This window comes from Burkholderia sp. YHN3-13, from assembly GCF_055810675.1.
Map to the genome: position 1 here is coordinate 984,881 of NZ_JBVVNQ010000001.1, position 18,950 is coordinate 1,003,830.

Genomic DNA, 18,950 nt, shown 5'->3' on the forward strand with positions numbered 1-18,950 from the left:
CGCACAGGACACGACATGAGCTACGACTACATCATCGTCGGCGCGGGCTCGGCCGGCTGCATCCTGGCGAACCGCCTCAGCGAATCGGGCCGCCACTCGGTGCTGCTGCTCGAGGCGGGCGAACGCGACGCCTCGTTCTGGTTCAAGGTGCCGGTCGGCTTCACGAAGACTTACTACAACCGCCGCTACAACTGGATGTACTACAGCGAACCCGAGCCGCAGCTCGCCGACCGCAAGCTGTACTGCCCGCGCGGCAAGGTGGTCGGCGGGTCGGGGTCGATCAATGCGATGGTCTACGTGCGCGGCCAACGCAGCGACTATGACGACTGGGCGAATGCCGGCAATCCCGGCTGGGCGTACGACGACGTGCTGCCGTACTTCCGCAAGCTCGAAACCCACGCGGCCGGCGCCACCGATCCGCGGCATCACGGCTCGACGGGGCCGATCCACATCACGTCGATGAAGGCCGACGTGCATCCGATCGTCCACGAGTTCCTGAAGGGCTGCGCTCAACTGAACCTGCCGCGCACCGACGATTTCAACGGCGCGCAGTTCGAAGGCGCCGGCATCTACGACCTGAACACGAAGAACGGCGAGCGCTGTTCGAGCAGCTTCGCGTACCTGCGGCCCGCACTGGGGCGCGCGAACCTCACGCTGCGCTCGGGCGTGATGGTGCGGCGCGTGACGTTCGACGGCACGCGCGCGACCGGCGTGGTCGTGGCCGGTGCAGGCGGCGACGAAACGCTCGTCGCGGCGCGCGAGGTGATCCTCGCGGCCGGTGCGGTCGATACGCCGAAGCTGCTGCAATTGTCGGGCGTCGGCGATCCGGCGCTGCTGGCGCGCCGGCGCGTGCCGCTCGTGCATGCGCTGCCGGCCGTCGGCCGCAACCTGCAGGACCATCTGTGCGTGAGCTTCTACTTCAAGGCGAACCGGCCGACGCTGAACGACGAGATGGGCACGCTGCTCGGCAAGATGAAGATCGGCTTGCGCTACCTGCTGACGAAGCGCGGCCCGCTCGCGATGAGCGTGAACCAGGCCGGCGGCTTCTTCCGCGGCTCGGCTGACGTGCGGGAGCCGAACCTGCAGCTGTACTTCAACCCGCTGTCGTACCGGATTCCGAAGAGCGACCGTGCGAGCATCAAGCCCGAGCCGTATTCAGGCTTCCTGATCGCGTTCAACCCGTGCCGGCCGACCAGCCGCGGTACGATCGAGATCGCGTCGAACCGCGCGGAAGATGCCGCGAAGATCCACATCAACGCGCTGACCACGCAGAAGGATCTCGACGAAGCCGTGCAGGGCAGCAAGGTGATCCGGGCGCTGATGCGCGCGCCGGCACTGAAGTCGATGACCGTCGAGGAAATCTCGCCGGGGCCGCAGGTCGACACCGACGAAGCGATGCTGCAGTATTTCCGCGAGCAATCGGGATCGATCTACCACCTGTGCGGCTCGTGCGCGATGGGGCCCGACGCGACGACGTCCGTCGTCGATGCGTCGCTGCGCGTGCACGGGCTGCAGGCGCTGCGGATCGTCGATGCGTCGGTCTTCCCGAACATCACGTCCGGCAACATCAATGCACCGACGATGATGGTCGCGGAGAAGGGCGCGGACCTGATTCTGGCGGAGGCTGCGCTGGCGGAGCGGGCCGGCATGCCGTCGACGCAACGGGAGACGGTCGCACAGTGAGTGACGCCACGCCGGCAGGGCCGGCGGCGGCCGCCGGCCCTCAGCCGTTCCCCGCGTCCACGACCTGCCGGCAAACCTTCACGATCAGGTCCCGCAGCCCGGCATGCACCGTGTCCCGGTCGAAGCGGGGATGCCACATGATCGAGATCGCCAGCCCCGGCGTCGCGACCGGCAACTCGAACGTCACGACGTCTCGCCGGGCCTGAGCGGTGTGCTTCTCCGGCACCTGCACGATCCAGTCCGAACGCCGGGCCAGCTCGATGCCCGATTTGAAGTTCGGCACCACCGCGATCACGTTCCGCTCGCGCCCCTGCTCGCCGAGCGCATCGTCGATCGGCCCGTGAAACCGCCCTTTGCGCGACACGCTGATGTGCGGCACGGACAGGTACGCGTCCAGCGTCATCCGGCGCCGCGCCAGCCGATGGCCTTTGCGCAGCACGCCGACCATGCGGTCGTCGAACAGCTTGCGGACCATGATTTCCGGCCCCGTCTCGCCGATCACGCCGATTTCGATATCGACTTCGCCGCTGCGCAGCCGCGCCACCGTCTTCTCGTGCTTGGGCAGGAACCGCAGCTTCGCATGCGACCATGCCGCGTACGCCTGCTCGATGATGGGCACCGCAAACGAATCGATGAATCCGTCGTTGGCGCTGATGTTGAACACGCGTTGCGCGTCGATCGACCGGTGCTGCGCACCGAGCAGCTGTTCCACATCCTGCAGGATGCGGTCGAGCGGCGCCTTCAGCCGGCGCGCCGTTTCGGTCGCCACCATGCCCTTGCCCGCGCGTACCAGCACCTTGTCGCCGATCGCGTCCTGAACGCGGGCAAGGGTCCGGCTCATCGCGGACGGACTCAAATCGAGGCTGCGCGCCGCGCGCGACACGCTTTCCTCGTCGATCAGCGCCTTCAGCGCCAGCAACAGGTTCAGGTCGATCCGGTTCAACGCCGCGCTCCTCGCAGATTTGCGTTGAATGCATCATATATCTGACAAACCTGCACTGTACACACGCGATCCCCGCTCCTACCATTCGTGCAACCGAACGGAGGAATGCATGGAAACAATGCAGGTACACGACGAGCCATTGCGCGAATTGCTGATCCGGGACTGGCAGGAGCATACGAAGCAGCCGATAGCGGTCGCGACCCGCCTGCGGGAACGGCTGGCGCTCCCGATGGGCGCGCAGGACCTCGTCGAGCTGGCGGCGCTCGTGACGCATGTATTCGGCGAGCATCTCGGCGACTGGGAAGCGGGAATGGACGCGCTCGAACGACTCGTGGACGCGCACGACGATGCACCGGCCGATGCGCGCCGGCGGATCGATCGCCAGCATGCGGTGCTCGAGAAATCGCGGGACTTGCATGCGCCGCTCGACCGGTTCGACGCCGACGATCGCCTCTACGTCACGGCACTCGCGCTCCCCGCGATCACGCTTCAACAATCCGCGGCCGAGGCGGAAGCGGCATTCGCCGAAGCGATGCACTTGCTCGCGTCCAGCGACTGCCGCGAGCACCGCCGGCTGTTCGGCATGGTCACGGCCAATCTCGTCTGCGACCTGCTGGAGCGTTCGGCCCTGTCAGCCACCAGACGGCGCCTGCTGATCCTGCTCGCGGAGAAAAGCCACGCGATCTGGCTGCAGGACGGCGACGACACGGACCGGGAGAAGGCCGCGTTCCGGCTGACGCAGTGTTACCAGAAATGCAGGATGCCTGACAACTACGGCAGCGGGCGCTATCCGAGGTATCTGTCGATCGAACCGTAACGGCAGGCGATACGCGAACCGGAATGAAACACGGCACGGCACGGCGCGGCGCGGCGCGTTGCACCGCGCCGATCGACGCGGACGGCCCGCATCCCGTCGCGGCCTGCCGCCCTTCCGGCTCGCGTCACACGTGCCCGGCATCCCCCCAAGCACCGCCCGATGCCGGCACGGCGTCGAACACCCGCACGATGTGATCGATCATCGCGCTCATCCGCGCGGTATGCCGCAAATCCTTGTGCGTCACCATCCAGACTTCGTAAGGGCGCGCCGACGTACGCGCCGGCCACACGCGCACCAGCCCGTCTCGCTCCGCGATCGGCACCGGGAGTTCGGCGAGCCCGAGCCCGGCACGCGCCGCCGCGCGCAGCATGAGATTCGAATTCAGCCCCGACACGATCCGTCCGGCCCGAACCGGCTCGCCGACCATCGTGAGCGGGCGGCGCGCATTCAGGTGCGGCAGGAAGCACACGAGATCGTGGCCGTCGAAGCCGGTGCCGGGCACCGGTTCGCCATGCCGGTCCAGATAGTCCGCCGACGCGTATAACCCCGTCGGCCACGCAGCAAGCCGGCGCACGAGCAGATCGGGGTTGTCGGGCTTGATCGTGCGGATGGCGATGTCCGCCTCGCGCTTGGCGAGATTCTCCACCTGCGTCGACGTGTTGAGCAGCACACGCACGTCCGGATGCTCGTCGTGCAGGTTGCGCATCGCGCGCATCACGAATTCGAGCCCGATCGTATCGGTCGTCGTCACGCGCACGTCACCCGCAAGGCGCCGGTCGACGCCCTGGGTCTGCCGCATCAGGTCAATCACCGACTGCTCCATCTTCTCCACGTTGCGCAGCGCAACCTCGCCCACCGCGGTCGGCACGTAACCGGCCGACGTGCGCAGGAACAGCGTCGCGCCGAGCGCGCGCTCGAGTGCCGCGAGCCGCCTGCCGACCGTCGCCTGGTCGAGCCCGACCACCCGCGCGGCGCCGCGCAGGCTGCGTTCCCGGTGGATGGCGAGAAAAATCCGCGCGTCGTCCCAGTTCAAAGGCCTTCTCCTGAAGTGATGCAAATTTGCATCTGTGGTCTTGAAAATCGCTGCGCGAATTCATCAACCCCGAAGCCTATACTTTTTTCACCGATCACTCATCTACCCGTTGCGAGGCAAACATGTCCGGTACGCACGCGCCCCTTCCCGCCGACATGGCGGCAGTCGAAATCACCCGCCCCGGCGGCCCCGAGGTGCTGGCAACGACACGGCGCCCGGTGCCGCGGCCGAACGCCGACGAAGTGCTGATCCGGGTTCACGCCGCCGGCGTGAACGGCCCGGACGTGCTGCAACGCAAGGGGCACTACCACCCGCCGCCCGGCGCGTCCGACATCCCGGGCCTCGAGCTCGCGGGCGAAGTCGTCGCGACCGGCGAGGCCGTGCGCGAATTCGTCCCGGGCGATCGGGTCAGCGCGCTGGTGACGGGCGGCGGCTACGCGGAATACGCGGTCGCCCACCGCCTCACCACGATGAAGCTGCCGCCCGGCCTCGACATGATCGAAGCCGCGGCGATGCCGGAAACGTTCCTGACGGTGTGGCTGAACCTGATCCAGCGCGGACGGCTGCAGGCCGGCGAATCGGTGCTGGTCCACGGCGGCGCGTCGGGCATCGGCACCACCGCGACGATGATCGCGAAGGCGATGGGTGCATCGACCGTCATCACGACGGTCGGCTCGGAAGCTCATCGCGCCGCGAGCCTGCGGCTGGGCGCGGATCACGCGGTGCATTACCGGGAAGAGGATTTCGTCGCCGAAGTCGACAGGATCACCGCCGGCCGCGGCGTGGACGTGATCCTCGACATCATCGCGGGCGACTACGTCGCGCGCAATTACCGGGCCGCGGCGATGAACGGCCGGATCCTGCAGGTGAGCGCGCTCAACGGGCCGGCGAAGGAACTCGACGTGTGGCCGATGATGACCAAGCGCCTGACGCACATCGGCTCGACGCTGCGCTCGCGCACGCCCGAGGAGAAAGGCGCGCTCATCGCCGAGCTGGAACGGCACCTGTGGCCGCACGTGGCGGCCGGCACGGTCAGGCCGCAGGTGTTTCGGTCCTTCTCGCTCGACGACGCGCGCGATGCGCACACGCTGATCGATTCGGGCGTGCACATCGGCAAGATCGTGTTGACGACGGCCGCGCACCGTGCGGCCTGAGCAAGACGGCGCGCCAGGTCAGTTCACGCTCGTGCGCTTCTCGACGAACCGCTTCACGTAATCGTCGGCCGGCCGCGACAGGATATCGTCGGGCGTGCCGACCTGCACGAGCGTGCCGTCGCGCAGGATCGCGATGCGGTCGCCGATGCGCAGCGCCTCGTCGAGATCATGCGTGATGAACACGATCGTCTTCGACAGCGTCGCCTGCAGCTCGAGCAGCTGATCCTGCATCTCGGTGCGGATCAGCGGATCGAGCGCCGAAAACGCCTCGTCCATCAGCAGCACGTCGGTGTCGGCCGCCAGCGCGCGCGCCAGCCCGACGCGCTGCCGCATCCCGCCCGACAGCTCGTCCGGGTAATGATCGCCGTAGCCGTCGAGCCCGACCTTCGTCAGCCAGTTGCGCGCCGCGTCGGCCGCGTCGTGCCGCTTCCCGCCCCGCGTGCGCAGCGCATACGCGGCGTTGTCGAGCACGGTCTGGTGCGGCAGCAACCCGAAGTTCTGGAACACCATGCTGACCTTGTAGCGGCGCAGCTCGCGCAGCCCGTGCGCGTCGAGCTTGATCACGTCGCTGCCGTCGATCACGATCTCGCCGGCCGTCGGCTCGATCAGCCGGTTGAAGTGCCGCACGAGCGTCGATTTCCCGGAACCCGACAGCCCCATGATCACGAAGATCTCGCCCGACTCGATGCCGAGGCTCACGTCGTTGAGCCCGACGTTGCAGCCGGTTTCGGCCAGCACGTCGGCCTTGCGCCTGCCGGCCCGCAGCAGGTCGAGCACGCGCGCATGCACGGCCTGCGGCCCGAACAGCTTGTACACGTGTTTGACGTCGATGGTCGCCATGTCTGTCTCCGCTCCTATGCGCGCGACGATTGCGTCGCCTGATTCGAATCGACGCTCGGCGCCGACGCGTTGCGCGGCAGCCGGTACGGCACGCGCGATGCTCCCTTCTGCCGGCGCTGCTGCGCAAGCCGCCGCCGCGCGCGCCGCTCCTGACCGAAGCCCTGGCTGATCCGGTCGATCACGATCGCGAGAATCACGATCGCGAGGCCGGCCTGCGTGCCCTTGCCGACGTCGAGCGTCTGGATGCCCGCGAGCACGTCCTCGCCGAGCCCGCGCGAGCCGATCATCGACGCGATCACGACCATCGACAGCGCCATCATCGTCGTCTGGTTGATGCCGGCCATGATGCTCGGCCGCGCGAGCGGCAATTGCACGTTGACGAGCAGCTGCCAGCGCGTGGTGCCGAACGCGCGTGCGGCCTCCGTCACGTCCGGATCGACCTGGCGGATGCCGAGATCGGTCAGGCGGATCAGCGGCGGCAACGCGTAAATGATCGTCGCGAGGATCGCGGGTACCTTGCCGAGGCCGAACAGCATCAGCACCGGGATCAGGTAGACGAAGCTCGGCAATGTCTGCATCACGTCGAGCACCGGCAGCAGCATCCGCCGCAACCACGCGCTGCGCGACGCCAGAATGCCGACCGGCACGCCGATCGCGACCGACAGCATCGTCGCGACGAGCATCAGCGCGAGCGTCTGCATCAGCTTGTCCCACAGGCCGAAGCAGCCGATCGCGTAGAGCAGCAGCATGAAGAGCGCGCCGAGGCCGATGCGGCGCGTCGCATTCCACGCGATCGCGCCGACGACCAGCAGCACGAGCCACGGCGGCGCCATGCGCAACGCGCCTTCGAGCGGCACGAGCAGGTAGCGCAGCAGCAACGTGCTGAAGTGATGAAAACTGTCGCCGTATTGCGCGACGAACGTCTCGAGCGCGCGGTTGACCCAGTCGGCGATCGACAGGTGCAGGAAGAAGCCGTTCATGTTGATTCTCCGTCGCGCCGCGAAGGCGCGTGACGGCGGCGGCGAGCGCGGGCCCGCCGCCGCGCGCAGGTTACGCGCCCTTCAGGCTGCCGGCGATCTTCTGCGCGACGTCGGCCGGCACCCACTGCTTCCACATGTCCGGGCGGGTCTTCAGGAACTGCGTGGCCATCGCCGCGCCGTCGATCTTCTTCGTCGTCATCTCGAGGATCGTCTGGTTCAGGAAGTCCATCGGAAACCGCACCTTGCCGAACACGCCGACGAGATCGGGGTTCGCATCGGCGAACGGCTTCGACACGCCGACCGTCAGCCGCGACACCATGTACGACGACGCGCACTGATGCGTGCTGCTCTCGTCGCGCAGCGTCTTCCAGCATGCTTCGTTGAAGGCCGGCATCTTCAGCGCCGTGAACTTGTATTTCGCCATCAGCGCGGCCGGGCCCCAGTAATAGAACACGATCGGCGCGCCGCGCTGGTACGCGGACGCGATCGCCGCATCCAGCGCCGCACCCGTGCCCGGATGGAAGTTCGTGTACGACTGGTCGAGCTTCAGCACGCGCAACAGGCGCGTGTTCACGCGCTCGCAGTCCCAGCCGGTCGGGCAGTTCAGGAAGCGGCCCTTGTCCGGCTCCTCCTCGTCGGCGAACACCTGCTTGTACTTCGGCAGATCGTCGACCGACGCGAGCCCCGGCGCGACCGGCTTGATGTTGCGCGCCGGATCGCCCTTCACCACGTAGTCGGGCACGAACCAGCCTTCGGTGGTACCGCCGGGCAGCGTGTCGCCGATCAGCTTCACGGCGCCCGACGAGACGGCCTTCGCGGTGATCTCGCTGCGGCCCGTCCATTGCTCGGCCCAGATCTGCAGGTCGTTGCGCGCGAGCGCCGTTTCGGTGGCGGCCGTGCTGCCCGGCACGACGTCCGTCCTGCAGCCGTAGCCCTTCTCCATGATCTGCCGCAGCACCTCGGTCGCGAACGACCCGCTCTCCCATGTGATGCCCGCGAAATGGACCGTCTTGCCGTCGGCGCACGCGCCGCCGGCCGCGTGGGCCGCGGGCGCGGACAGGATCGCCGCGGCGGCGAGAAGGACCGTTTTCAGTCGTCGAATCTGCATGGTGGGTCGTCTCCAAATCGAATCTGTTGTTTGTGCGTCGCGGCATGCGCGGCAACCGGCGCATCGTGAATGCATCCACGTCCGGTCAGCCTGCATGTTCGAGCGGCCATTTTGTTTAGGGAAACGAGTAATTCCGATCATTGCAATCGGCGGCGCCAATCGATCGCCGTCGCCCCCAGGAGGCCCGCCGGACGGGCCTTGCAGGCGATTGCAGGCAGCCGGTCACGGCCCGGCGCGTGCGCCTGTTCGAACGCCGCCCGGCCGGTGTCGAACGGCCGCGCCGTCCCCGCCGTTTCGACTGTCGAAACGGCCTGCGCCGCCCCCATTGGCGAACCCGATCCCGTCCATCGAAATTACTCGCTTTCGAATCCGTATCGGCTTGGGAAGAATGCGCGGTGTCATCGGAGGAGACACGACCCGACGCCGCCGTTGCCGCGCCGCCGCACGTTGCCGGCGCCGCGCGCGGCGCCGGATCGCCCCGGATGACGGGGGCGCGCCTCGCCGGACGCGCTCACGACAACCGATACACGCTGGATATCCCGGAGATCTCAATGAAAAAGACCCTGACGGCGCTCGCCGTGACGGCAACCTTCGCAGCGCCCGCGTTCGCGCAAAGCAGCGTCACGCTGTACGGCGTAATCGACGAAGGCCTGAACTACACGAACAACGTCGGCACCGGCCACGTCTACGAGATGGCCAGCGGCTACGCACAAGGCAGCCGCTGGGGCCTGAAGGGCACCGAGGATCTCGGCGGCGGCATGAAGGCGATCTTCCAGCTCGAAAACGGCTTCGACGTGAACACCGGCCGCCTCAACCAGGGCGGCCGCATGTTCGGCCGCCAGGCGTACGTCGGCCTGAGCCAGACGCAGTACGGCACGCTGACGTTCGGCCGCCAGTACGATTCCGTCGTCGACTATCTCGCGCCAACCACCGCCAACGGCAACTGGGGCGGCTACCTGCTCGCGCATCCGTTCGACAACGACAACACCGACAACTCGTTCCGGCTCGACAACACCGTCAAGTACGCAAGCCCGAACTTCGGCGGCTTCCAGTTCGGCGGCGCGTACAGCTTCAGCAACAGCACGAACTTCTCGGACAACCGCGCCTACAGCTTCGGCGCGCAGTACCAGAACAACGGGCTGCTGATCGGCGCCGCCTACCTGCAGGCGAACCGCCCGGGCGACGGCTCGGCCGGTGCGATCACCGCGAACGACGCGAGCTACATCGCCGAGCGCATGCGCGTGTTCGGCGCGGGCATCAACTACTCGTTCGGGCCCGCGACCGTCGGCTTCGCGTATACGAACTCGAACTACAAGAACCCGACCGGCAACGGCTACCTCGGCACGCCGGGCGCGATCATCGCGCCGGGGGCGACGGTCAGCGCGATCAAGTACCAGAACTTCGAGGTGAACGGCTCGTACCAGATCACGCCGGCATTCATGGTCGGCGCGCAGTACGTCCTGTCGCTCGAGAAGTACGACGCATCGACCGGCGACGCGAAGCCGAAAATCCACTCGGTCGGGCTGATGGCCGACTACAACCTGTCGAAGCGCACCGACGTGTACGTGCAGGCCGCGTACCAGCACATCGCCGGCGACAAGACGAACTCGATCCTCGACAACGCTTTCATCCCCGGCACCGACGCACCGTCGTCGACGTCGAACCAGGTGGCCGTGCGCCTCGCGCTGCGCCACAAGTTCTGACGCAACCCGGTTCTCCCTCCTTCACGCGACACCCGCGCCGGTCGGCCCGAGGTGTCTTCGCCCGCCCGCAAGCGCCAGCCTGCCGGCGGGTTTTTTCATGGATCACGCCGTGCCGTGACGGGCGCCGGCAGCCCCATCCGCCGAAAGCCGCACGCACCCCGTCAACCATGACAGGTCAACGGCCCGCGATCAGCCGATACACTGTGTGATCCCGACGGCCGCGATCCGCCCTCCCCTTCAAAGCAGGCCGTCGTTCCGATTGCGCGGCCGCCCGCTTCCCCGCCCGCCCCGCGCACCTTCCGCACGCTTTCCAGGGAGCAACACTTGAAGCACTGCCGCACCGCGCTGCTGGCCTTCGCCACGGGCCTGCTGGCCGCCGCATCCGCCCATGCCCATCCCGTCTGTACCGTCGTCGCCGACGCCGCCACCGGCCGGGCGCTCGTGCAGCAAGGCGATTGCGCGACCCGCGTCACGTCCGCATCGACGTTCAAGGTCGCGATCAGCCTGATGGGTTTCGACGCCGGCGTGCTGAAGGACGAGCACACGCCCACGCTCGACTTCCACGCCGGCTATCCCGACTGGGGCGGCGCGCCGTGGCGCGAACCGACCGACCCGGCGCGCTGGATGAAGCTGTCGATCTTCTGGTATTCGGAGCAGGTCGCGCAGGCGCTCGGACAGGCACGCTTCCAGCAGTACACCAGCGCGTTCGGTTACGGCAACGCCGACGTCACCAGCAAGCAGGGTGAACTGAGCGGCGTGATGGGCGCGTGGGCCAATTCGTCGCTGCGGATCTCGCCGCTCGAACAGGTCGCGTTCATGCGCAAGATCGTGCGCCGCACGCTGCCCGTCAGCGCGCATGCGTACGACATGACCGAGCGCATCACGCTGATCGACGCGCAACCGGGCGGCTGGATCGTGCACGGCAAGACCGGCACCGGCTCGCCGGGTCTCAAATACGACGGCGCGCATGCGTACGGCTGGTTCGTCGGCTGGGCGACGAAGGGATCGCGCACGCTGGTGTTCGCGAACCTGATCCAGGACGACACACGGCAGACGCCGAATGCCGGCCTGCGCTCGCGCGACACGTTCCTCGCGGCGCTGCCGGCACTCGCCGAAGCGGGCGCGTCGCCATGAGCACCGGACCGCGCAACGCACGCATCGACCTGCTGCGCGGCGTGTCGATCCTGCTCGTGCTGCTGCATCACTTCAACATCGCGTATCCGCTGCGCGACACCGCGCTCGCGCGCGTGCTCGGCTGGGACACGATCCACGCGATCGTGCGCAACGGCAACTACGGCGTGACGATGTTCTTCGCGATCTCGGGCTACCTGATCACGTCGAATGCGCGCCGCCGCTGGGGCAGCCTCGGCGCGCTCGACGTACGCGCGTTCTACGTGTCGCGCATTGCGCGGATCGTCCCTTGCCTGCTTCTGCTGCTCGCGCTCGTCAACGGCCTCGCGGCGGCCGGCGTGCCGATCTTCACGAACCATGCGCCGCAGGGCATCGCCGTGTCGTACTGGCTCGTGAACCTCGCGTCGCTCACGTTCTGGATGAACGTGCTGATCGGCGCATACGGCTGGGTCAATTACGCGCTCGGCGTGCTGTGGTCGCTGTCGGTCGAGGAGGTGTTCTACCTGTCGTTTCCGCTGCTGTGCATCGCACTGCGCCGCGACGGGCGGCTGTTCGCGTTCTGGCTGCTGATCGCCGCGATCGGCCCCGTGTATCGCTACACGCATCCGGGCGACGAAGGCGGTTTCCTCTATGCGTACTTCGCATGCTTCGACGGCATCGCGATCGGCTGCTGCACCGCGCTGCTGGCCGAACGCGCGCGCTGGCAGGTGCTCGCGGCCGCGCCCGTGCAATGGCTCGTCGCAGCGGGAATGACGGCGCTCTATCTCGCGTGGCCGATTGCCGAAAGCCATGTGCCCGGCATCTCCGCGATGGCGCTCGGCACCGCCGTGCTGCTGATCGGCGCGCATGCCGAACGCGAACGCGCGCACGGTCGCGTGCTCGCGCCGCTGCGCTGGAGCGGCCGGCTCAGCTACGAGTTGTATCTGTTCCACCTGATCGTGCTCGGCGCGTTGCGCACGGTGTGGCCGCCGTCGGGCACGCACGGAGACGGCAAGCTGGCGTTGCTCGTCGCGTATCTGGTGCTGTCGGCCGGGTTGAGTGCCGTCATCGCGCGCGGCTACGCGACGCCGCTCGACCGCCTGATCAAGCGGCTCGCGTTGCGGCCGGCGGTGCAAGTGACGAACCGCGCACGCGTGTAGCGCGGCGGCGGCGATCCCTGTCGCGCGGCGGCGAAAACGGAAAAAACGGCCAGGGTCCGCTTACGACGTTTCGATCGAGTCAGCCCGCGTATTCCGCGGCGGCACAGCGCACGGTCACGATGCGCGCGGGCGGAAGATTCGCCCAGACGATCCGGCTGCCGCTGGCGACAAACGCCGCATCGCCGAGCGGATGGCGGCGGGGGGGCCGCAGGTCGTACGTGAACTGAATCATCACGCCGTCGGCCGACAGCACGCGGTGACATTGATCGACGATCGCCGCCACGTCCTCGCGCGGCAGCGTGCGCAGCGGCAGGCACGACACGATCGCATCGACGCGCGCATCGGGCGGCAGCAGCCGCTCGAGCTGCCGCGCATCGCCCGACACGATCGTGATGCCGGGAAAGCGCCGTCGCAGATGCCGCACGAACGCGGGCGAGCGTTCGACCACGACGAGGCGCCGCGGCGCGACGCCGCGCTCGAGCAACGCCGCGGTGATCGCGCCGGTGCCGCCGCCGAGCTCGACGACCAGCCCGTCGCCAGCCGGTACCGCGTCGGCCATCTCGCGCGCCAGGTGCCGCGAACTCGGGCACAACGCCCCCACCGCGGCCGGACGGCCGACCCACTCGCGCACGAACAGCGCCGAGACCCGCCATGCGTTCGGCCACATCATCGGCGACCCTCGAGCGGTTGCGTCATCGGCCTCGACAGGCGGATGACTGCGTGGAACAAGGCTACGGCGACACGGTGCTTTGGCATGCGCATCCTCCTGGGCGAATCGGTCCGCCGCGGGACGCGCGGCGATCAATCGATTCTAGGAAACGCAAACTTAAGGCGACGTGAAGATTGTCCCTGATTTGCCTGATCAATTCGTGCCCGACCGGCGATCGACGCACTGCAGCATATGCACGCGCTCACGTGCGCCGACGAGCCGGATCGGCTGCCGCGCGGCCGCGATCGCGGCGCGCGCGCCGGCCGTCGATGCGAGCGGCCGCGCCGGCGTTCCCGACGCGGCCGCCATGCGGCGCACGCGCTGCCGTCACCGCAGGTTGGTTCTCGCGAGCTCGACGATCTCGTCGCCGCGCCCGCTGAGGATCGCGCGCAGCATGAACAGGCTGAAGCCCTTCGCATGCGCGAGCTCGATCTTCGGCGGCATCGCGAGTTCGTACTTCGACGTCACGACGTCGACGACGGCCGGTCCGTCATGCTCGAACGCCGTGCGCAACGCGTGCTCGACGTTCTCCGAGTGCTCGACCCGCACGCTGAAGATACCCGCGCCCTTCGCGATCGCCGCGAAGTCCGTCGGGCTCAGGTCGACGTTCGTATCGAGATAACCGGCCGCCTTCAGCTCCATCGACACGAAGCCAAGCAGGCTGTTGTTGTACACGACGATCTTGATCGGCAGGTTGAGCTGGCGCGCGCTCAGCAGATCGCCGAGCAGCATCGACAGCCCGCCGTCGCCGGACAGCGACACGACCTGCCGCCCCGGATGCGCGCCCTGCGCGCCGAGCGCCTGCGGCATCGCGTTCGCCATCGACCCGTGGTTGAACGAGCCGTGGAGCTGCCGCTTGCCGTTCATCGTCAGGTAGCGCGCGGCCCACAACGTCGGCGTGCCGACGTCGGCCGTGAAGATCGCGTCGTCGGCCGCGACGTCGTCGACGAGCTTCGTCAGGTACTGCGGATGGATCGCGCGGCCGGGCGGCTCGGCCACCGCGAGATCGTCGAGCCCCTTGCGCGCGGCCGCGTAGTGCTTCAGCGCGTTCTCGAGGAAACGCCGCTGCGTCTTGCGCGTCAGGCGCGGCAGCAGTGCCGCGATCGTTTCCTTCACGGTGCCGACGAGGCCGAGCGCGAGCGGCGCGCGGTGACCGAGCTGCGAGCCCTTCCAGTCGATCTGCGCGATCTTCGCATTCGCCGGATAGAACGGCCGGTACGGGAAATCCGTGCCGAGCATCAGCAGCGTGTCGCACGATTCCATCGCGTGATAACCCGAGCTGAAGCCGATCAGCCCCGTCATCCCGACGTCGAACGGGTTGTCCCATTCGACGAACTGCTTGCCGCGCAGCGCATGCACGACCGGCGCGCCGAGCGTGTCGGCCAGCGCGACCACTTCGTCGTGCGCGCCCTGCGTGCCGCTGCCGCACAGCAGCGTGACCGCGTCGGATGCGTTGAGCAGGGCCGCGAGCCGGTCGAGATCGGCATCGGCCGGCAGGATCGACGGCGGCGCCGATTCGCTCCATGCCGGCGCCTCTTCCGGGCCGTCGCCGAGCGCGATGTCGCCCGGCAGCACGATCACCGCGACGCCGCGCTCGTCGATCGCGGTACGCATCGCGCGCGCGAGCACGCGCGGGAACTGCGACGCGTTCGTCACGAGTTCGGCGAAGTGGCTGCACTCGCGGAACAGTTCCTGCGGATGGGTTTCCTGGAAGTAGCCGAGGCCGATCTCGGTCGACGGAATGTGCGCGGCAATCGCGAGCACCGGCTGGTGATTGCGGTGGCAGTCGTACAGCCCGTTGATCAGGTGCAGGTTGCCGGGGCCGCAGCTGCCGGCGCACACCGCGAGCCGGCCGGTCGACGCGGCATCGGCACCGGCCGCGAACGCGGCGCTTTCCTCGTGCCGCGTATGCATCCAGCGGATCGAGCCAATCTGGCTCAGGCTGAACGACAGGCCGTTCAGGCTGTCGCCCGTCACGCCCCAGATGCGCTCGACGCCCGCTGCCGCCAGCGTCTTCGCCAGGTATTCCGCCATCGTCTGTCTTGCCATGATGCCCTCGCTCGTTGATCGGTCGTCACACGAATGAACCGGCTCCGGCGGCTGCCTTCGCCGGCGACCAAACGAGCATACGCGATCGTGCCGCACCGCGTCGCGAAGCCCGCAGGCGTCCCGGCCCGTTCCTTTCGGTCATGTCAGGCAATCGTCGCCGCTTCGTCGGCTGGCGCGCGCTCAACTCCAGTCGGACGCCGCCTCGTCCGGATCGACGAGCGTGAGCCCCGCCGCCGGCAGCGGCAGCGCGGTCTTGTAGCGCACCTGCTTCAGCGCGAAGCTCGAACGGATGTTCGACACGCCGGGGATCGTCGTCAACCGCTCGATGATGAAGCGCTCGAGCGTGCGCATGTCGGGCATCACGACGCGCAACAGGTAATCGGCGTCGCCCGACATCAAATAGCACTCCATCACCTCGGGCCGCTGCGAGATCGCCTCCTCGAAGCGCTGCAACGCATCCTCGACCTGCTTTTCCAGGCTGACCTGGATGAACACGTTGATCCGCAGCCCGAGCGGCTCGGGATCGAGCAGCGTGACCTGCTGCCGGAACAGCCCGAGCTTCTCCAGCGCGCGCACGCGGTTGAAGCACGGCGTGGCCGACAGGTTCACCGCGCGTGCGAGTTCCGCGTTGGTGATCCGCGCGTTCTGCTGAAGCTGGTTCAGGATGCCGATGTCGATGCGGTCGAGCCGCCGCGGGTTTGTGCTCATGATCGAAATATTCCGAAAGAGTGGCGATAACCGGAATATTTACACTATCAGACCGTGAAACTCCAATGAAATCAGACGCATATTTTGCGGATCGACGGGTAGCATGATTCGACCGATTGCCACTGATTGCGCGCCGCCCGAACCGGCGTGCGGGAGACCTGCGATGACGGACCTGTCGAACGGAATTGACGCCACGCGGCGCGCGGGCCTCGCGCATGCCGATGCCGACCCCGAAGAAACCGCCGAATGGCTGGAGGCGCTCGACGCGGTCGTCGCTCACGTCGGCCAGGATCGCGCGCAGTTCCTGCTCGATCGCCTGGCCGCGCACGCGCGCACGCGCGGTCTTGCTGCATCGCGCGGCCCGGTCACGCCGTACGTAAACACGATCGCCGCGCACGAACAACCGCCGTATCCGGGCGATGCCGATCTCGAAGCGCGTCTGTCGGCCGCGCTGCGCTGGAATGCGCTCGCGATGGTCGTGCGCGCGAACCGTGCATACGGCGAGCTCGGCGGACACATCGCGAGCTATGCGTCGGCGTCCGACCTGTTCGAAGTCGGCTTCAACCATTTCTTCCGCGCGGCGACGGGCGAAGGGCATGACGACGGCGGTTCCGGCGGCGATCTCGTCTACTTCCAGCCGCATTCGTCGCCGGGCGTCTATGCACGCGCGTATCTCGAAGGCTTCCTCGACGAGGCACACCTGAAGCACTACCGCCGCGAAATCGCCGGGCCCGGCCTGTGCTCGTATCCGCATCCGTGGCTGATGCCCGACTTCTGGCAGTTCCCGACCGGCTCGATGGGCATCGGCCCGATCAACGCGATCTACCAGGCGCGCTTCATGCGCTACCTGCAGCATCGCGGCCTGGCGGACACCGCGAACCGCACCGTGTGGGGCTTCTTCGGCGACGGTGAAATGGACGAACCCGAATCGCTCGGCGCGCTGTCGCTCGCCGCGCGCGAAGGGCTCGACAACCTCGTGTTCGTGATCAATTGCAATCTGCAGCGGCTCGACGGCCCGGTGCGCGGCAACGGCCGCGTGATCGACGAACTCGAGGCGTTGTTCGCCGGCGCCGGCTGGAACGTCATCAAGGTGCTGTGGGGTTCCGACTGGGATCCGCTGTTCGCGCGCGATCACGCCGGCGCGCTCGCCCGCGCGTTCGCCGATACCGTCGACGGCCAGTTCCAGACCTTCTCCGCGAACGATGGCGCGTACAACCGTGCACGCTTCTTCAGCCGCGACCCGGCGCTCGACACGCTCGCCGCGCAATTGACCGATGCGGAAATCGACCGCCTGCGCCGCGGCGGCCACGACGCGCTCAAGCTGCACGCCGCGTATGCGCGCGCGCTCGCCCATCGCGGCCAGCCGACGGTGATCCTCGCGAAGACGATGAAGGGTTACGGGATGGGCACGATCGGCCAGGGGCGGATGACGACCCACCAGCAGAAGAAGCTCGACGTCGACGACCTGAAGGCGTTCCGCGACCGTTTCCGGTTGCCGCTGTCGGACAGCGACGTCGAGCAGTTGAAGTTTTACAAGCCAGCGGAAGACAGCCCGGAGATGCGTTACCTGCATGCCCGCCGGGCTGCCCTGGGCGGCTATCTGCCCAGAAGGCGGATGGCGGCATCGCAAGGACTGACCGTCCCGCCGATGCCGGCCTGGGGTGCGTTCGCGCTGGACGCGGCGAACCGCGAGATGTCGACGACGATGGCGCTCGTGCGCATGCTGGCAGCGCTGCTGAAGGATCGCGACCTCGGCCCGCGCGTCGTGCCGATCGTGGCCGACGAAGCGCGCACGTTCGGCATGGCGAGCCTGTTCCGGCAGGTCGGCATCTACTCGCCGCTCGGCCAGCGCTACGAACCCGAGGATCTCGGCTCGATGCTCTACTACCGCGAGGACACGCGCGGGCAGATTCTCGAGGAAGGGATTTCGGAAGCCGGCGCGGTGTCGTCGTGGATCGCCGCGGCGACGTCGTACAGCGTGCACGACCTGCCGATGCTGCCGTTCTACATCTACTACTCGATGTTCGGTTTCCAGCGCATCGGCGACCTGATCTGGGCCGCCGCCGACCAGCGCTCGCGCGGCTTCCTCGTCGGCGCGACAGCGGGCCGCACGACGCTCGGCGGCGAAGGCCTGCAGCACCAGGACGGCAGCAGCCATCTCGCGGCGTCGACGATTCCGAACTGCCGCGCGTACGACCCGGCGTTCGCGTACGAAGTCGCGACGATCGTCGATGCCGGCATGCGCGAGATGGTCGAGCAGCAGCGCGACGTGTTCTATTACGTGACCGTCATGAACGAAAACTACGCGCAGCCGTCGATGCCCGGCGACGATCCGGCCGCCCGTCGCGCAGGCATCCTGAAGGGCATGCACCGGCTGCCGTCCGCCTCGAACGCGGCCGCGCGCGTGCAGTTGTTCGGCGCCGGCGCGATTCTCGGCGAAGTGCTCGCCGCGCAGCGGATGCTGCAGGACGGCTGGGGGATCGATGCGGCCGTCTGGAGCGTCACGAGCTTCAGCGAATTGCAGCGCGACGGGATGGAAGCCGAACGGCTGTCGCGGCTTGACGACGGATCGGCATCGTCGTATGTCACGCGGATGCTTGAAGGAACGCAGGGCCCGGTGATCGCCGCGACCGACTATGTGCGCGCGGTGCCCGAGCTGATCCGCGCCTACGTGCCGCGCCGCTACGTGACGCTCGGCACCGACGGGTTCGGCCGCAGCGACACGCGCGACGCGCTGCGCGCATTCTTCGAGGTCGATCGCGCGAGCATCGTGCTCGCCGCGCTGAAGGCGCTCGCCGATGACGGCGCACTCGATGCGACCGTCGTGCGCGACGCACGCGAGCGTCTCGGCAAGACCTCGCATCCAGGCGGTGCGCCATGGCAGCGCTGATCGGGCAACGCGACCGCGCACGTCGAGCGGCTTCAAGCCGCCGAGCGCCGCGTTCGCCCGGCC

General features: G+C 67.9%; 15 protein-coding genes. 7 read left to right on the forward strand and 8 right to left on the reverse strand.

Annotated features, from left to right (window positions below):
• Positions 1-15 precede the first annotated feature (15 nt).
• Positions 16-1,683: a GMC family oxidoreductase gene (locus AC0KUR_RS04455; RefSeq protein ID WP_175027045.1), complete on the forward strand. Its 1,668-nt coding sequence runs from the start codon at positions 16-18 to the stop codon at positions 1,681-1,683.
• A 40-nt stretch (positions 1,684-1,723) separates the two neighbouring features.
• Here AC0KUR_RS04455 and AC0KUR_RS04460 read toward each other — a convergent pair whose 3' ends face one another.
• Complete coding sequence (locus AC0KUR_RS04460) at positions 1,724-2,626, reverse strand: LysR substrate-binding domain-containing protein (RefSeq protein WP_034188529.1); 903 nt, start codon at positions 2,624-2,626, stop codon at positions 1,724-1,726.
• Positions 2,627-2,735: 109 nt separating this feature from the next.
• Here AC0KUR_RS04460 and AC0KUR_RS04465 point away from each other — a divergent pair, with 109 nt between their 5' ends.
• Positions 2,736-3,443 carry a hypothetical protein gene (locus AC0KUR_RS04465; protein WP_034188530.1) on the forward strand — a complete coding sequence of 236 codons (708 nt, stop codon included), beginning with the start codon at positions 2,736-2,738 and terminating at the stop codon, positions 3,441-3,443.
• A gap of 124 nt (positions 3,444-3,567) precedes the next feature.
• Here the strand turns inward: AC0KUR_RS04465 and AC0KUR_RS04470 are convergent, their stop codons facing one another.
• Positions 3,568-4,476, reverse strand: a complete 909-nt coding sequence (locus AC0KUR_RS04470) for a LysR family transcriptional regulator (protein WP_069704405.1) — start codon at positions 4,474-4,476, stop codon at positions 3,568-3,570.
• 122 nt (positions 4,477-4,598) lie between these two features.
• Between AC0KUR_RS04470 and AC0KUR_RS04475 the strand changes: the two genes are divergently transcribed.
• On the forward strand, positions 4,599-5,630 hold the full coding sequence (locus AC0KUR_RS04475; RefSeq protein ID WP_049028945.1) for an NAD(P)H-quinone oxidoreductase: 1,032 nt from the start codon (positions 4,599-4,601) through the stop codon (positions 5,628-5,630).
• An 18-nt stretch (positions 5,631-5,648) separates the two neighbouring features.
• On the opposite strand, the gene AC0KUR_RS04480 is transcribed toward AC0KUR_RS04475, so the two are convergent.
• From AC0KUR_RS04480 to AC0KUR_RS04490, 3 genes are all read right to left on the reverse strand, one after another.
• A complete protein-coding gene (locus AC0KUR_RS04480; RefSeq protein WP_069704404.1) occupies positions 5,649-6,470 on the reverse strand; it encodes a quaternary amine ABC transporter ATP-binding protein in 822 nt (273 codons plus the stop codon).
• 14 nt (positions 6,471-6,484) lie between these two features.
• Positions 6,485-7,450 carry an ABC transporter permease gene (locus AC0KUR_RS04485; RefSeq protein WP_069704403.1) on the reverse strand — a complete coding sequence of 322 codons (966 nt, stop codon included), beginning with the start codon at positions 7,448-7,450 and terminating at the stop codon, positions 6,485-6,487.
• A 70-nt stretch (positions 7,451-7,520) separates the two neighbouring features.
• Positions 7,521-8,558, reverse strand: a complete 1,038-nt coding sequence (locus AC0KUR_RS04490) for an ABC transporter substrate-binding protein (protein ID WP_069704402.1) — start codon at positions 8,556-8,558, stop codon at positions 7,521-7,523.
• A gap of 551 nt (positions 8,559-9,109) precedes the next feature.
• Between AC0KUR_RS04490 and AC0KUR_RS04495 the strand changes: the two genes are divergently transcribed.
• The 3 genes from AC0KUR_RS04495 to AC0KUR_RS04505 all read left to right on the forward strand — a co-directional run bounded on the left by AC0KUR_RS04495 (position 9,110) and on the right by AC0KUR_RS04505 (position 12,531).
• Entirely contained in the window at positions 9,110-10,261 is a 1,152-nt protein-coding gene (locus AC0KUR_RS04495; RefSeq protein ID WP_200087263.1) for a porin, read from the forward strand.
• A 324-nt stretch (positions 10,262-10,585) separates the two neighbouring features.
• The gene (gene blaOXA / locus AC0KUR_RS04500) at positions 10,586-11,395 is read left to right on the forward strand and encodes an OXA-1043 family class D beta-lactamase (RefSeq protein ID WP_473375433.1); all 810 of its coding nucleotides are present in this window, start codon (positions 10,586-10,588) and stop codon (positions 11,393-11,395) included.
• Positions 11,392-12,531 carry an acyltransferase family protein gene (locus AC0KUR_RS04505; protein WP_473375434.1) on the forward strand — a complete coding sequence of 380 codons (1,140 nt, stop codon included), beginning with the start codon at positions 11,392-11,394 and terminating at the stop codon, positions 12,529-12,531. The genes blaOXA and AC0KUR_RS04505 overlap by 4 nt, the downstream gene beginning before the upstream one ends.
• 79 nt (positions 12,532-12,610) lie before the next feature.
• Here AC0KUR_RS04505 and AC0KUR_RS04510 read toward each other — a convergent pair whose 3' ends face one another.
• The 3 genes from AC0KUR_RS04510 to AC0KUR_RS04520 form a co-directional block, all read right to left on the reverse strand.
• Positions 12,611-13,201 (reverse strand): class I SAM-dependent methyltransferase, encoded by a 591-nt coding sequence (locus AC0KUR_RS04510; protein WP_034188538.1) that lies wholly within the window; start codon positions 13,199-13,201, stop codon positions 12,611-12,613.
• 366 nt (positions 13,202-13,567) lie between these two features.
• The gene (gene poxB / locus AC0KUR_RS04515; RefSeq protein ID WP_059559960.1) at positions 13,568-15,289 is read right to left on the reverse strand and encodes a ubiquinone-dependent pyruvate dehydrogenase; all 1,722 of its coding nucleotides are present in this window, start codon (positions 15,287-15,289) and stop codon (positions 13,568-13,570) included.
• A 180-nt stretch (positions 15,290-15,469) separates the two neighbouring features.
• A complete protein-coding gene (locus AC0KUR_RS04520) occupies positions 15,470-15,997 on the reverse strand; it encodes an Lrp/AsnC family transcriptional regulator (RefSeq protein ID WP_014900480.1) in 528 nt (175 codons plus the stop codon).
• A gap of 163 nt (positions 15,998-16,160) precedes the next feature.
• On the opposite strand from AC0KUR_RS04520, the gene mdeB reads away from it, so the two are divergent.
• Positions 16,161-18,887: an alpha-ketoglutarate dehydrogenase gene (gene mdeB / locus AC0KUR_RS04525; RefSeq protein WP_473375435.1), complete on the forward strand. Its 2,727-nt coding sequence runs from the start codon at positions 16,161-16,163 to the stop codon at positions 18,885-18,887.
• Positions 18,888-18,950 lie beyond the last annotated feature (63 nt).

Coding starts and splice junctions, on each gene's coding strand:
- AC0KUR_RS04480 (WP_069704404.1), bottom strand. CDS start 6,470: ATGGCGACCATCGACGTCAAACACGTGTACAAGCTGTTCGGGCCGCAG.
- mdeB (WP_473375435.1), top strand. CDS start 16,161: ATGACGGACCTGTCGAACGGAATTGACGCCACGCGGCGCGCGGGCCTC.
- AC0KUR_RS04495 (WP_200087263.1), top strand. CDS start 9,110: ATGAAAAAGACCCTGACGGCGCTCGCCGTGACGGCAACCTTCGCAGCG.
- AC0KUR_RS04465 (WP_034188530.1), top strand. CDS start 2,736: ATGGAAACAATGCAGGTACACGACGAGCCATTGCGCGAATTGCTGATC.
- AC0KUR_RS04485 (WP_069704403.1), bottom strand. CDS start 7,450: ATGAACGGCTTCTTCCTGCACCTGTCGATCGCCGACTGGGTCAACCGC.
- AC0KUR_RS04505 (WP_473375434.1), top strand. CDS start 11,392: ATGAGCACCGGACCGCGCAACGCACGCATCGACCTGCTGCGCGGCGTG.
- AC0KUR_RS04490 (WP_069704402.1), bottom strand. CDS start 8,558: ATGCAGATTCGACGACTGAAAACGGTCCTTCTCGCCGCCGCGGCGATC.
- AC0KUR_RS04520 (WP_014900480.1), bottom strand. CDS start 15,997: ATGAGCACAAACCCGCGGCGGCTCGACCGCATCGACATCGGCATCCTG.
- AC0KUR_RS04455 (WP_175027045.1), top strand. CDS start 16: ATGAGCTACGACTACATCATCGTCGGCGCGGGCTCGGCCGGCTGCATC.
- AC0KUR_RS04510 (WP_034188538.1), bottom strand. CDS start 13,201: ATGATGTGGCCGAACGCATGGCGGGTCTCGGCGCTGTTCGTGCGCGAG.
- poxB (WP_059559960.1), bottom strand. CDS start 15,289: ATGGCAAGACAGACGATGGCGGAATACCTGGCGAAGACGCTGGCGGCA.
- AC0KUR_RS04475 (WP_049028945.1), top strand. CDS start 4,599: ATGTCCGGTACGCACGCGCCCCTTCCCGCCGACATGGCGGCAGTCGAA.